Origin of the sequence: Microcoleus sp. PH2017_28_MFU_U_A (assembly GCF_020738035.1) — a bacterium.
Taxonomy (GTDB): domain Bacteria; phylum Cyanobacteriota; class Cyanobacteriia; order Cyanobacteriales; family Microcoleaceae; genus Microcoleus.
Map to the genome: position 1 here is coordinate 18686 of NZ_JAEQCX010000135.1, position 14861 is coordinate 33546.

Here is a 14861-nt window from a genome sequence, read left to right on the forward strand (position 1 = left end):
TTACCAGGCTCCAGCCTGGTAACGAGTAGAAACTTCAACTGTCAACTATCAACTGTCAACTGTCAATTGTTTAATCCATTCGAGTAAAATCGGATTCACTAATTCCGGGGCTTCATCCTGGGGACAATGGCCTACGCCCTCCAGCGGAATAAACTTTTCTACAGCCGGAAACTTGGCTAATTCTCGCCCGAGGGCGATCGGCTCCCAAGGGTCTTTTGCGCCCCATATAATCAAAGCAGGACAGTTCAAACGCGGTAACAAATCCTCCGGTAAGGGGCCTTGAGAATAGCTGATAAATGCTACAAATACATCCACTGCGCCGTTGTCTCGCGCTGGTTTCAACAAGATTTCTACAAGTTCGTCGCTGACAGCTTCGGGACGGTGATAGGCTTGCAAAAGCACTTTTTTGACTGTATTCGGCGTTGCTAATTGTTTGAAAAATAATTGACTAATCCATTTGACATTTAAAATCTTTTGTGCTATTGGCGCTCCAAAACTGCGATACCAAGGCATTTCGGCGCGTTTGCGATCGTGCAACAAGCGCAGGGAACAATTGAGTAAAATTACACCAATGGCGATATCTGGAAAATCGACAGCGGCTTGCATAATTGCTACGCAGCCGATCGAATTTCCCACCAAAAAAGCAGGCCCGCCCGCAACTTCCCGACAAAAATCAGCAATCAACTGTCCCCAAGTCTCAAAAGTATAATCAATCTCCAGCTTGGGTGCGGGTTTCGCAGAACCGCCAAAACCGATAAGATCGATCGCAAAACAACGACAATCAGCAGCCAACGCCGGTAAATTCTTGCGCCAGTGGCCCCAAGACGCGCCGAAACCATGGACAAACACCACCGCAGGGCCCTGGGAACCCGCAGCCTGATAGCAAATCGGAAAGCCTTTCCACATCCAGGTTTGAGGCCGGGCAGCAGTTAACGTAGAAGAAGTCATATAGGTAAAAAAGTGAAAATTTAAGGGTGCAAAGGACTAAAGTCCTTACTACCAACCGTATCGCAATTCGAGGCAACCACGGAAATATACGCAAACCTTCCTTCCCTCCTCCCTCTGCGCCCTCTGCGCCCTCTGCGGTTAAATCCTCTTTCTCCTTCCTTTGTAGTTAGAGCCGCTATTATGTCAGGATTAAAGATGCTGCATTTTTTGCCTTATTCAAACTTCCCCTATGCCAACGATCATCTCAACTTCTGTCGTACCCTTTCTCGGTTCCGAAATTGTACCCGACTACGACACAGCCAAAGTAGTTATTTTACCAATTCCCTACGAAGCAACAACCACCTATCGGCGGGGGTGCGAAAACGGGCCGGCTAAACTGCTAGAAGCTTCTCACCAGCTCGAATGCTACGACGAAGAACTCGATCGCGAAGTTTGCTACGATGTTGGTATTTATACCGCATTGCCGATCGCCGATACCCGCAACCAGCAACCAGTATCATCCCTAGAAATGCTGCAAGTCACGCAACAAACCGTGCACCAGCTAATTACCGAAAATAAGTTTGTCATCTCCCTCGGAGGCGAACACAGCATCACCGCCGGCGTTGTCGAAGGCTACCGCCAAGGATACCCCGACGAACCCTTCACAGTCGTGCAAATAGACGCCCACGGCGACTTGCGGCACGAATACGAAGGCTCGATTCACAACCACGCCTGCGTGATGCGGCGGGTTGTCGATATGGGCTTACCGACACTGCAAATCGGGATTCGCGCTATCTGCAAAGAAGAAGCCGACTTGATTAAAGCCAAACAGCTAAACGTGTTTCGAGCTCGGGAAATAGCTAATCAACCGGATTGGGCCGATCGCGCAATTGCTAGCATAACAACCAAACGAGTATTTTTGACGATCGACCTAGACGGCATCGATCCGACATTAATACCAGGAGTTGGCACGCCGGAACCAGGTGGGTTAAATTGGTATTCGCTCACCGGATTTTTACGCCGGTTATTCGAGTCCTACGAAGTCATCGGCTGTGACATCATGGAACTAGCACCTGTTGTAGATTCTGTAGTCTCAGAATTTACCGCCGCCAAACTAACATACAAAATGATTGGATATCAAGCTCTGGCGAAAGGTTGGCTAAAGCAAGACGAGGAATAAATCGCCAAGTCCGAATTCAAATAGGCTGTTAGTCAGGCTATAATTAAGGTAAAGTCCAAAAATAACCTATTAGATTCGCACCGATCCTTTCATCTTTCATCTTAGAAAATACTGCTCCTCACATCCTGAAAAAATGAGTTTAATCAGCGAAACAACAGGTACTCCCATTAACGGCTACGCTCCCGATTTTGAACTTCCGGGAGTTGACGAAGACGTTCACCATTTATCTCGATATTTAGAAAAATTTCGAGCGATAGCGGTGATATTTTTGTGCAATCAGTCTCCCTGCGTCCAGTTGTATCTCAATCGCCTCAAACAACTGCAAGCAGATTTTCAAGATAGAGACGTTACTTTAATCGGGATTAATGCTAATGATGCCAACCAGCATCCCGACGAAAATTTTGAAAATATGAAAATTTTTGCAGCCAACAATCAACTCAACTTCCCGTACATCCGAGATATGGCTCAAGATGTGGCTGAAAGTTTTGGGGCTTCTCATACGCCGGAGGTTTTTTTGTTAGACCAAGACGGCAGATTGCGCTATAAAGGTTTAATAGACGACAATGCCGACAATTCAGAAGCGGTGCAATTTTCTTATTTGCGAAGTGCGATCGACCAATTGCTGAATGACCAACCGATAGAACCTTCGAGTACAGAGGCGATCGGTTGTGCCCTCAAATGGCGGGAATAGACGGCGGTTGAAACCGCCAGAAAGTCAAACATAGACGGCGGTTGAAACCGCTCCTACACAAACATAGACGGCGGTTGAAACCGCGTCTACACAAACAATGTCCGCCTCCGCGGACTGAAGAAGATAACATATTTTAACCGCTTGCTCTTCAACCCGCGGAGGCGGGTTTTGTATGTATCGACGCGGTTTCAACCGCCGGGTCTTCAACCGCCGGGTCTTCAACCGCCGGGTCTTCTATTTCCCATGAACTCAAAAAATACACATATTCTCAATTTAATTATCGCAGGAATGGTGGCGATCGCACTACTGATTAGTTGCACTCCAGCCACAACGCAGCAGCGCACATCTTTAACCATATCCGCTGCAATCAGTCTTTCGACAGCCTTAACAGAAATCAAAACAGTATATCAAAGCAGCAATCCCAATGTTAATATTACCTATAATTTTGGTGCTTCCGGCGCCCTAGCCCAGCAAATTCAGCAAGGAGCCCCAGTAGATGTATTTTTTAGCGCCGCTACCAAACAAATGGATGCTTTGCAGCAAGCTAATTTGCTCCTCAACCAGACACGACGAAACCTCCTGACAAATCGCCTGGTATTGATTGCACCCAAAAATAGCGCTGTTTTGACCGATTTTAAACAGTTGACAGATGTTAAAATCAAGAAAATTGCGATCGGCGAACCCAACAGCGTCCCCGTCGGACAATACGCCCAAGAAATGCTAACTAAACTAGGATTGTGGCAGCAAATTAAGCCAAAATTAGTGCTAGGAAATAACGTCCGCCAAGTGCTGACATTTGTCGAAAGCGGAAACGTTGATGCTGGCATAGTCTACGCCACTGACGCCAAAACATCCGACAAAGTAACTGTACAGCTAACGGCCGCCGCAAATTTGCACTCGCCCATTGTCTATCCCCTAGCAGTTATCAGAAACAGCCGCCATCCCGCTGCCGCAAAAACGTTTGTTGAGTTCTTGGCGGGCGATCGCGCTAAAATAGTATTTCAGAAATATGGATTCGGTTTAGCTCGTTAATTAGCTAAGATTAAGACGGCGGTTGAAACCGCGTCTACACAAACGAAGTCCGCCTCCGCGGACTGAATAAAATAACATAATTTTAATCTCCTGTTCTTCAACCCACGGAGGTGGGTTTTGTCTGTATAGACGCGGTTTCAACCGCCCGGTTTTATTAATCCCAAATATGGAATTCGACTTATCTCCATTGTGGATATCCCTAAAAGCATCCGCCATCGCCACATTTCTTACATTCTTTCTCGGAATCGCCGCCGCCCGCTGGATGCTTTCAACTCGCATCCGAGGTAAAGCCTTAATTGAAGGCATTTTCATCTCTCCCTTAGTTTTGCCGCCCACAGTAGTCGGATTCTTGTTGCTGCTGCTGTTTGGGAGAAATGGCGCGATCGGTCAATTGTTGCTAAAATTCGACTTAACAATCCTCTTCACTTGGCAAGCCGCCGTCATTACAGCCACAGTCGTATCATTTCCCCTGATGTACAAAACTGCTTTGGGATCTTTTGAGCAAATTGATGCCAATCTTCTCAACGCAGCCCGCACTTTAGGCGCCTCCGAATGGACAGTTTTTTGGCGGATTATGCTACCTCTAGCCTGGCCGGGAATTTTAGCAGGAACTATTCTCGCATTTGCCCGCGCTTTGGGTGAATTTGGCGCGACTTTGATGTTAGCTGGGAATATTCCCGGACAAACTCAAACTATCCCGATGGCAATTTATTTTGCTGTGGAAGCTGGGGATATGAGGCAAGCTGCTATTTGGGTTTTGATTGTGCTCAGTCTTGCTTTGACGATGCTCACTGCTGTTAATTTTTGGACTGATTTACAAAAAAAATCTCCCCAACCAAATCCCCACTATACTAATCCTAAGTCAGCCACAAAACTGGTTCAGGCTTATCCTCGGGACGGGCAAGATGCCCATCCCACAATTCTGGACGGGCAAGATGCCCATCCCACAACTCATTTAGGATTGGGATATAAATGGGACGGGCAAGATGCCCATCCCACAACTTATTTAGGATTGCCATATAAACGGCAATCTCATATTCCCAAAAATGCACCAAATCTTACCCCAAAATACCCAACAAAACAATCGCAAAGTGGACTTTTTCTAAACATCTTTAAACCTCTTTCTGGCTTTGCCTTAAATGTCGGTTTCGATATCGGGCAGGAAGTGCTGGGAATTTTGGGCGCGTCGGGTTCTGGCAAGAGCATGACTCTGCGCTGCATCGCCGGTTTGGAAACTCCAACTAGCGGTAAAATTGCAGTCAATGGTAAGGTTTTATTTGACTCAGTAGAGGGCATTAATGTGCCTTCTAAAGACCGCCGTATCGGTTTTTTGTTTCAAAACTATGCTTTGTTTCCGCACTTGACTGTGGCTGAAAATATTGCCTTTGGCTTGCAGCATTTATCTACAAGCGAGCAACAACTTCGAGTCAAAGAACAATTAATTTCGGTGCAAATGTCGGGACTTGAAAATCGCTATCCGCAGGAACTTTCGGGTGGCCAGCAGCAGCGGGTGGCTTTGGCGAGGGCGATCGCGAGTTCGCCAGATTTGCTGCTGTTAGACGAACCGTTTTCGGCTTTGGACACGCACTTGCGGAGTCAACTGGAACGGGAGTTAATGCAGGCTTTGGCTAATTATCGAGGCATTACTTTGTTTGTCAGCCACAATTTAGAGGAGGTTTATCGGGTGTGCGAGAATCTGTTGGTTTTGGCTGATGGAAGTGCGATCGCCTTTGATACCAAACAGAACATTTTCGATCGCCCGCGCAACTTCACCGTCGCCCAGTTGACTGGCTGTAAGAACTTCTGTGCTGCTAAACCGATCTCCGAAACTGTCGTGGAGGCGATCGACTGGCGCTGCGATCTGACTGTCGCCGAACCAATTCCCAAATCTCTAGTTTCTGTAGGAATTCGGGCTCATCAAATCAGTTTTGTTAGCGCCGCGCGCGATCGCGAAAATACATTTGCTTGTTGGATCGCCTCAACCGTGGAAACTCCCCACCGGGTGACATTATATCTCAAGTTGCACTCGCCTCCCCACGATTCCCAAGATTATCACTTGCAAGCTGAAGTTTTCAAGGAAAAGTGGCGGGCGATTAAAGACAATCCTTTTCCCTGGTATGTTCATTTGGAGCCAATTAGGTTAATATTAATGGAGGCATGATACCAATTTTTTATGAGGTGGCTCCCGAATCAGATCCCCCCTAACCCCCCTTAATAAGGGGGGGACAAGATTCTTCTCAAAGTCCCCCTTCTTAAGGGGGATTTAGGGGGATCGGATTCTATGCAACGACCCATTAAATTGGTATGAGTTAACTAGCTATAGCCGAAGGAAGAAGATAGATGTGAAGATGCAATAAAATCAATGGTTTTAGCAATTAATAACGTCCTAACTACCTTACTCGTTGCTATATATACAGTCAACAGTCAACAGTCAACAGTCAACAGTCAACAACATTAAATCATGACAGACAAAGTTAAGAAAACCGATGCCGAATGGCAACAGCAACTAACGCCAGAACAGTTCAAAGTCACCAGAAAAAAGGGAACAGAAAGAGCTTTTAGCGGCGAATATCACGACAACAAAAAGCCGGGAATTTATAAGTGTATTTGCTGCGGCACTGAGCTATTTGAATCAGAAACAAAATACGATTCCGGTACCGGTTGGCCGAGTTTCTACGCTCCCATTAAAGAAGAAAATGTCAGGAATGAGGCGGATAATGCCTTGTTCATGCGCCGTACTGAGGTACTGTGTGCTGTTTGTGACGCTCATCTCGGCCACGTATTCAACGATGGGCCCAGGCCAACCGGTCAGCGTTACTGCATGAATTCTGCTGCTCTTGATTTCGTTCCCAAGGAATAAATTTAGTCGAGAGTTCTCACCCAGGTGTGCTGGAACAAGCTCAAAAGCCTGTTCCAGCCAATTGATGTTCAAAATGCACCCGTGCTGCTATCTTATGGTGGAGACAAAAGAGTAAAAAATAGTGGCGGCATGGGGATGGTTTATCAGCGGGTTTTGCTGAAGCTCAGCGGTGAAGCGCTGATGGGTAGCTTGGGCTACGGTATCGATCCGGTAGTCGTTGGGTCGATCGCCCAGGAAGTGGCGAAAGTCGTTTCCGAAGGGATTCAAATCGCGATCGTTGTCGGCGGCGGCAATATTTTTCGTGGCGTGAAAGCTGCTTCCGCAGGGATGGATCGGGCAACAGCCGACTACGTGGGCATGATTGCTACGGTAATGAATGCTATCACTTTGCAGGATGCACTGGAACAAGCAGGAGTGCCAACAAGGGTACAATCGGCGATCGCCATGCAAGAAGTAGCTGAACCCTACATTCGGCGGCGCGCCATTCGTCACTTGGAAAAAAAACGGGTAGTGATTTTTGGTGCCGGTTCTGGTAATCCTTTCTTTACTACTGATACTACAGCCGCTTTGCGGGCGGCTGAAATTGATGCAGAGGTGATTTTTAAAGCGACGAAGGTAGATGGGGTGTACGATTCTGACCCCCACCTCAACCCAGACGCGCGCAGGTATCAAACCCTCACCTACGCCCACGTCTTGAACCAAGACTTGCGGGTGATGGACAGTACCGCGATCGCCCTGTGCAAAGAAAATAATATTCCTATTATGGTATTTGACCTCTCGGTATCGGGCAACATCTACCGAGCCGTAATGGGAGAATCTATTGGAACTCTTGTCGGAGGATTTTGTGAAGTTAGCTGAAGCAGAAGATCATATGCAAAAGGCAGTTGAGGCTACTCAACGGTCTTTTAATACTATCAGGACGGGACGCGCCAACGCCTCCCTCCTCGATCGAGTCATGGTAGATTATTACGGAGCTCCAACTCCGATCAAATCCCTTGCCAATATCGGAACCCCGGATGCGACAACGATCAACATTCAACCGTTCGATCGCACAGCGCTTACCTCAATCGAAAAAGCAATTTCCCTGTCCGATGTAGGCCTCGTACCTAACAACGACGGTTCAGTTATTCGCTTGAACATTCCACCGCTTACAAGCGAAAGACGCCAAGAATTTGTCAAAATGGCCGCGAAGTTTGCCGAAGAAGGTAAAATCGCAATTCGCAATATCCGTCGCGATGCCGTTGACTCGATTCGCAAGCAAGAAAAAAGCAGCGATATCTCTAAAGATGAATCGCGAGACTTGCAAGATAAAATTCAAAAACTGACGGACAAGTACATTGCCAAAATAGAAGATGTTCTGGCATCGAAAGAGAAAGACATCACGACAGTTTAGAGTCTGAGAAATTGGGCATGGGGAAAGTGCAGCAATCTTAGCCGGAAAAAGGAAAATAAAGTATAGCCTTTCTCAAAAAAGTGAGGTATGCCCTATGCCCGGTTTGGCCTATGCCCACGGAGCCCTATGCCCACGGAGCCCTATGCCCACGGAGCCCTATGCCCATGAGTACCTCATATGGGGGATCGAAAGGCTATATGTATTCTTAAATCCCAATTTCTGGCGATCGATTCCTCATTCCCAATTCTCGATCGTTAATTACAATAGAAATTACATCGTTTCCGTTGCCTCAGCATCGGAATCATAATTTTTTCATGAAATCCCCACTTGCAACCGCGTCAGACAATAACAACTGAGTTCTTTGACTTGTACTCCTAGGGCGCGCACCGCACATCATCAGAGAAGCTGCTGCGCCAGATCGATTTCTCTGGCGATTGAGAGGCATAGAAGGCGATATAAAGAAACGAATTAACGATTTTTGATGACGATCGAAATATACAATTTAAATGCACAAGTGCAATTCGTCAAGCGAGTATCTCAGCTTTTTATTTGAGTGCGAGCGGGACAACACTCAAATAATACCAATTTTCAACGAAATAACAGTATTATTGTTCCCCCCCTGATTCATGGGGGGGCTAGGGGGGGTCGAAGAGTGTTGCACACTCTTCGATCAATGGTATAAAAAATGCTTTTTATCAAAATTAGATGCTCCCTTCGTCAATACTGTAAAATTGAAAATGTAAAATTTAATATCTAATATCTAATATCTAATATCATTATGATAATTTATTTTTATAAAGTAGAGGATCCTTACGGCTGCTTTTCCAATTTTTCACTACACGACATTTGCTTGTACGGTCAAGATTGGTTGACTGTGGAACATTACTATCAAGCCCAAAAATTTGTCGGTAGCGCTGATGAAAGATTAGTGGCCGCAATTCAATCCGTACCAACTCCTCAGGAAGCAGCCAAATTAGGCCGCGATCCAAACCACCAAATGCGCCCTGATTGGGAAGCGGTAAAAATTCCCATTATGCGCGAGGCAGTTTTAACTAAGTTTCTCACTCATTCAGACATTCAAGCTATTCTCCTCGCCACAGGGGATCGAGTGATTGTGGAGGATTCGCCAACAGATTACTACTGGGGGTGCGGCTGCGAGGGAACGGGCCAAAATCATTTGGGTAAAATTCTGATGAGCGTGCGAAGCGAAATTAGTCAGCGCCCGGGGCCAGATCAAAACTCACATTAATCTATCATTATATGAAGTTATACAAACTAATGTCAACTTATCCTAAAAATAAATAATTCTGAGACTGAGAATTCAAGATTGCAAGAAATTGATAAGAGGATTAAAATAATAATTATCATTTGGTTAAGTCGCCCTGTCTGTAGAAGGCAAGGAATACACCACAGGCGATCGCCGATTTTTGTTCTTCAGGGTGCCACAGGGGATACACGGTCGTCACTAAGCAGTACGCCACGGATTAATAGTAAAGCTCGGTTTAGTCAAAAACTCAGGCTCGTAAAGTTGAGTTCGATCGCGAATGTAGATCAAAACTTCTTATTATCATTCCATAATTGCCAAAGGAGATTTATGCAAATCACAGAAAATACGCAAGAATTACATCATAAACTAGACAAAGAAGTTTTGGTAAGGCGAATCACAGAACGCATCCGCCAATCTCTAGAATTAGAAGATATTTTAACCAGTACAGTAGCAGAAGTGCGGTCTTTTCTGAAAACAGATCGCATTATGATCTACAGGTTTAGTGCCGACGGCTGCGGAGAAGTTGTTGCCGAATCAATTAATAATATATATCTCCCTTCCTTGAAAGGTCTCCATTTTCCAGTAGACGACATTCCTCCCAGCGCGCGGGAGATGTATGTCCGTATGCGCCAGCGGACAATAGTAGATGTTAACTCCGAGACGATCGCCCTCAGTCCCGTTGATGCTGCGGATACCGGTCAACCTTTAGTAAATGAAGAAATCCACTATCGCTCGCTCGATCCTTGCCACAAAGCTTACTTGATGGCAATGGGAGTCCAATCTTCCTTAGTCGTGCCAATTTTGCACCACAGGAGTGTGTCGCAACAGAACAAAACAGAGATCTGCGAGGCCCCCGCCTGCGTAAGTAGATGCGAGCCTGGAAGCGATCGCCAAACTCACATCGAACTGTGGGGACTGTTAGTGGCTCACCACTCCTCCCCCCGCAATATTTCATCCACAGATTTAGAAGTAGTTCAGCTCGTAGCAGATCAATTGTCGATCGCCATCGGCCACTCGCTCCTGCTCCAAAAAACCCGCTCTCAAGCATCTCGGGAAGCCACCGTCAGTCGCGTCGCAGCCCTGTTGTACGGTCAGATCGACATTCAACTACAACAGGCTTTAGAAGCCACTGTCACTGCTTTGGGGGGGAGTGGCGGCCGACTCTATCTCAACCCCCGGAAAATCAACAGCGAACAGTTACCGGTTCCCCAGATCGATCGAAGATTTCCCATTGCCCCTACTGCGATCGATGCTACCTTTGAACTGTTCGTCACAGGGACTCAACCGACACTTCCCCATTGGGAAACAGTCAGCGCGATCGAAGCTCATCCCCTCTGGCAACAATGGCTAACCACAGGATTGAAAAATACCCCCGATTTTCCCAAATTCCCAATTCCCAATTCCCAATTCTGGGCTTGGATAATTACAGACTTATACAAAGAATCTCTATTTAGAGTGTTAGTTCCAGCTTTCCAAGGAACTCAAATTCGGGGTTTGCTGGTAATTCCCCTCCACTACCAACAACAAGTAGTTGGCTGTTTGACCGTTTTTCGCAATGAAATTGATACCGAAAAAATGTGGGCGGGGCGCTTTGACAGCAGTGTTGCACAAATCCTTCCCAGACAATCCTTTGAAGTCTGGCGAGAAATCAAAAAAGGTCAGTCGCCCGAGTGGAAATGGGAGGAGATCGAGCAAGCTTTAACGATCGGCAGCCAATTTTGTTCGGCAATTGGGCAGTACCTTCTTCATAAAGAAGTGCAAGCCCTGAATGCCAACTTAGAGCGCCAAGTTCAAGAGCGTACCGCCCAATTGCAAAAATCCTTAGAGTTTGCCCAAGTATTGACGCGAGTCAGAGACCAAATTCGCAGCACCTTGGATTTAAAGACCATACTGCAAACTATTGTGCGGGAAGTGAGAGTTTTGTTAAATACCGATCGCACGGTAATTTTCCAATTTGGTGCCTGCGAACACGGCGAGGTAGTTGTTGAAGCTGTTCGCGGCCACTGGCAGTCAATTTTAGGTATCAAATCTCCACATGAATGCTTTCCCGAAGACTCAGACTGCTTTTATCGATCGGGACGGATGCGAGCAATTAATGATATTTATACTGAGGATTTAACGCCCTGTCACCGCGAATTTTTGGAAAACTTGCAGGTGAGGGCAAGTTTAATTGTGCCGATGATCGGCAAAGATGCCGAATGTTGGGGGTTGCTGATTGCCCACGAGTGTTCTGGGCCGAGGGTTTGGCCAACCGCAGAACAAGAGTTACTGCAAAATTTGGCCTCTCAAGCTGCGATCGCCATTCATCAAGCAGAACTTTATCAAGAAAGTCTGAATGCAGCAGCAGCCGATCGAACAAAAGCCGAACAACTAGCTAAAACCGTCACTGAACTGAACAATACCCAAGCCCAACTGATTCAAACCGAGAAAATGTCCAGTCTCGGACAACTGGTGGCCGGCGTCGCCCACGAAATCAATAACCCCGTTAACTTTATCTACGGCAATCTCTCCCACGCCAGCGAATACAGCAAAGATTTGCTCTGCTTGGTGGATCTCTACCGCCAGCACTATCCCAATCCCAACCCAGAAATTAGCGAGTGTGCCGAAGCAATCGACATCGAATTTCTTGCCACAGATTTGCCAAAAATTTTGGGTTCTATGAAAGTAGGAGTTGAGCGCATCCGCCAGTTAGTTGTATCTTTACGCAATTTTTCCCGGCTCGATCAAGCTCAAAAGAAAGGCGTTGACATTCACGAAGGCATCGACAGTACCCTGTTGATTTTGCAGCACCGGATCAAAGCCCAGTCGGATCGCGCCACCGTAGAAATCATTAAAGAATACGGCAATTTGCCCTTAATTGAATGCTATGCCAGCTCGCTCAATCAGGTATTTATGAATCTGATCGGCAATGCCATTGACGCCATAGAAATGGGACAAATAGATCGAGTTGTGAATGTTAACTCCCTAGGGGCAAGTACAGCCGTGACATATTTGAGTTCGCAACAACTGGATGTCGGGACAGTAGATATAAAGGTCAATACCGAGTGTTTGATACCTGATTCACCATCCCCTTGCATTCGGATTCGCACCGAATTAATTGATGAAAAAACAGTAGGAATTTGCATTGCAGACAACGGTCACGGCATCCCCAAAGAGTTAATTTCTCACATTTTTAATCCCTTTTTTACTACTAAACCCGTCGGTCGGGGGACGGGTTTAGGACTGTCTATCAGTTATCAAATTGTAGTTGAGAAACACCAAGGGGTACTCAAGTGTGTTTCTGTACCCGGTCAGGGTACAGAGTTCTGGATCGAGATTCCTCTGAATTAGTAAGTTAACAGTTAACAGTTAACTTACTAACAACTATAGAAAATTCAGCAGAAGAGAAGTGAGCGACTCCAGAATACTCATAAAGCTGCCGCCCCCAGTGCGCGGCTCCGTTGGCTTTTGGCGGGCCACAATTGCTTCTGCTAGCTGCTTTGACAATTCCTGACCTTGGGGATTTCCTTGAGTGGTAAAGAGTTGGTTTGCTCTTGCAGCGTCTTGAGCCGCGCCGGCGAAGTCTCCCAAGTCAGCGCGAGACATACTGCGCGCAAAATAAACCGCAGCTATATCCGATTTCAGATTCAGGGCTTGATTGTAATAGTCAATGGCGTTTCTGTAGTTTCCCGCTTGAGCTTCCAGCACTCCCAATCGGTAGAAGTCTTCTGCGGTACCAATATTAGTTGGCATTCCTCTAGCACCCAGCAGTTGGGCGTTAGTTAAATTGGCGTCAGTTAAATTGGCGTTGCTGAGATAGGCGCTTCTCAAGTCAGCACCGCTGAGGTTTGCCCCCGTCAGGTTTGCTCCCGTCAGGTTGACGCCAAACAAACTGGTGCCGCTGAGGTTTGCCCCGCTGAGATCTGCCCCAGTGAGGTTGGCTCGGCTGAGGTTAGCCAATCTCAAGTCAGCGCCTTTGAGATTTGCTCCTGTTAAGTTGGCTAAAACCAGACCAGCGCTGCTGAGGTCGCAGTTTGGGCACTGTCGGGTGGCTAGTAATTGTTGCGTGTGTTGAATGTTCTCGGCCTGTGCAGGGGCTAGAGGGGCGATCGCGCTCAGCAGCGTTGCAGCAGCCATGATTCTGAGTTTCATCTTAAGCATCCAAAATCCCAATTAATAAATCTAAAATAGCTTTTATCGCAGCAATTGAAAATCTAGATCGCAGACATTGCTAAATATTGCCAGATTCTCAGCTATCTATCCCAGACATCATACATAGGGCTGACGCACGAGTGGTCAGAAACCGGGTTTTTTAGGAAAATCTTTCGTTGTAGTCCACAGATTAGGTGAAAAACCCGGTTTCTTTGCCCTTAATCCGTCCAGGACTGATACATTGAAATTCACCAGAAAGAATTGGTTGAAAGCCCCAACCCTTTGAGGGAGAAATGAAAATCAGACTATTCATTACTCCAATCCTCTTCCTTCTAGGTAGAGGTCGCTCTCAAACTGTCAACTGTCAACTGTCAACTGTCAACTGTCAACTGTCAACTGTCAACTGTTGAAGGTCTCACCAGAGTTTCAAATAAACGTTTTGCTATCAATAAATTAGGGTAACAAAAAAAATGTTACCCTTAGTATTGCTTCTCGCCAACCATAACATTTAAGACGTAAATTAATCAATCGTGAATCGTACCGTCAGGCATCGTCGCACCCTTAAGATATACTCCGCTCAGGTTAACTTTTGTCAGGTTTGCTCCCAACAGGTTTGCCCCGCTTAAGTCTGAGGCACTTAAAATTGCTTCAGTCAAATCTGCCCTAATTAGGCTCGCTCCCATTAAGTCGGCTCCGCTGAGGTCTACTTTAGTTAAGTTGGCTCCAATTAAATCTGCTTCTGTGAGAACGGCCCTTCGCAAGTTTACTCCGTAAAGGTTTACTCCGTGCAAGTCTGTACGAGAGAGTGTTGCCCGAGATATGTTGGCTCCGATTAAACTTGCTTGGATCAGGGAAGCTCCACTTAAGTCTGCTTTGCTAAGATTTGCTCCCATCAACTCAGCTCGATACAGGTTAGCTTCAGCTAAAAGTGCTTCGGTGAAGTCGGCTCCAGCTAAGTCGGCTCTGCTCAAATTGATCTGGCACAAATTGGCTTTGCCAAAGTTGACTCTGCTGAGTTTGGCTTTGCTGAGATTGGAGCCAATCATGTCGGCTTCAGACAGATTGACTCCAATCAATTCTGCTTCGTAGAGGTAGACTTCGTGCAGGTAGACCCCACTAAAATTTCTTTCTCCTATTCCGTATAGCTTGAGCAATTCGTCAACGTTCATTTTGGCTTCTCTACACCTTTTAAATGAACAATACTCTCCGCAAGCTGCTTGCACCGGATCTTCTGCCATTGGTTGAGTCGAGGGGGGATATTATTCCCCGCCCCTCTCAGTTAATTAGAGTCGATGCCTGTGTTACCACAGGACACCTCTCCTTCAGAACGCGGACGTGCAGCTTTCACTGCATCCGGCTCCTAGTCTGACACCTAATAAG

Annotated in this window: 13 protein-coding genes; 9 read left to right on the forward strand and 4 right to left on the reverse strand. The window is 46.5% G+C overall.

The window, feature by feature from the left end; genetic code table 11:
- Positions 1 to 48: 48 nt before the first annotated feature.
- On the reverse strand, positions 49 to 948 hold the full coding sequence (locus tag JGK14_RS29310) for an alpha/beta fold hydrolase (protein WP_293207531.1): 900 nt from the start codon (positions 946 to 948) through the stop codon (positions 49 to 51).
- Positions 949 to 1177: 229 nt separating this feature from the next.
- On the opposite strand from JGK14_RS29310, the gene speB reads away from it, so the two are divergent.
- From speB to JGK14_RS29355, 9 genes are all read left to right on the forward strand, one after another.
- Entirely contained in the window at positions 1178 to 2107 is a 930-nt protein-coding gene (gene speB, locus JGK14_RS29315) for an agmatinase (protein ID WP_293175516.1), read from the forward strand.
- 133 nt (positions 2108 to 2240) lie between these two features.
- Complete coding sequence (locus JGK14_RS29320; RefSeq protein ID WP_293175514.1) at positions 2241 to 2798, forward strand: thioredoxin family protein; 558 nt, start codon at positions 2241 to 2243, stop codon at positions 2796 to 2798.
- A 243-nt stretch (positions 2799 to 3041) separates the two neighbouring features.
- Positions 3042 to 3830, forward strand: a complete 789-nt coding sequence (gene modA, locus JGK14_RS29325; RefSeq protein ID WP_325315809.1) for a molybdate ABC transporter substrate-binding protein — start codon at positions 3042 to 3044, stop codon at positions 3828 to 3830.
- A gap of 166 nt (positions 3831 to 3996) precedes the next feature.
- On the forward strand, positions 3997 to 5991 hold the full coding sequence (gene modB / locus JGK14_RS29330) for a molybdate ABC transporter permease subunit (RefSeq protein WP_293225176.1): 1995 nt from the start codon (positions 3997 to 3999) through the stop codon (positions 5989 to 5991).
- A 300-nt stretch (positions 5992 to 6291) separates the two neighbouring features.
- On the forward strand, positions 6292 to 6690 hold the full coding sequence (msrB, locus tag JGK14_RS29335) for a peptide-methionine (R)-S-oxide reductase MsrB (RefSeq protein WP_293198222.1): 399 nt from the start codon (positions 6292 to 6294) through the stop codon (positions 6688 to 6690).
- Between the two features lie 129 nt (positions 6691 to 6819).
- On the forward strand, positions 6820 to 7548 hold the full coding sequence (gene pyrH, locus JGK14_RS29340; RefSeq protein WP_293207541.1) for a UMP kinase: 729 nt from the start codon (positions 6820 to 6822) through the stop codon (positions 7546 to 7548).
- On the forward strand, positions 7535 to 8083 hold the full coding sequence (frr, locus tag JGK14_RS29345) for a ribosome recycling factor (protein WP_293121796.1): 549 nt from the start codon (positions 7535 to 7537) through the stop codon (positions 8081 to 8083). Before pyrH ends, frr begins: the two co-directional genes overlap by 14 nt.
- Positions 8084 to 8861: 778 nt before the next feature.
- A complete protein-coding gene (locus JGK14_RS29350; RefSeq protein ID WP_293175505.1) occupies positions 8862 to 9332 on the forward strand; it encodes an NADAR family protein in 471 nt (156 codons plus the stop codon).
- A 345-nt stretch (positions 9333 to 9677) separates the two neighbouring features.
- Complete coding sequence (locus JGK14_RS29355) at positions 9678 to 12680, forward strand: GAF domain-containing protein (protein ID WP_293207529.1); 3003 nt, start codon at positions 9678 to 9680, stop codon at positions 12678 to 12680.
- Between the two features lie 33 nt (positions 12681 to 12713).
- On the opposite strand, the gene JGK14_RS29360 is transcribed toward JGK14_RS29355, so the two are convergent.
- The 3 genes from JGK14_RS29360 to JGK14_RS29370 all read right to left on the reverse strand — a co-directional run bounded on the left by JGK14_RS29360 (position 12714) and on the right by JGK14_RS29370 (position 14719).
- Positions 12714 to 13481 (reverse strand): pentapeptide repeat-containing protein, encoded by a 768-nt coding sequence (locus tag JGK14_RS29360; protein ID WP_325315810.1) that lies wholly within the window; start codon positions 13479 to 13481, stop codon positions 12714 to 12716.
- A 190-nt stretch (positions 13482 to 13671) separates the two neighbouring features.
- Entirely contained in the window at positions 13672 to 13794 is a 123-nt protein-coding gene (locus tag JGK14_RS29365; RefSeq protein WP_293175499.1) for a hypothetical protein, read from the reverse strand.
- 211 nt (positions 13795 to 14005) lie between these two features.
- Complete coding sequence (locus JGK14_RS29370; protein WP_325315811.1) at positions 14006 to 14719, reverse strand: pentapeptide repeat-containing protein; 714 nt, start codon at positions 14717 to 14719, stop codon at positions 14006 to 14008.
- Between the last annotated feature and the right edge of the window lie 142 nt (positions 14720 to 14861).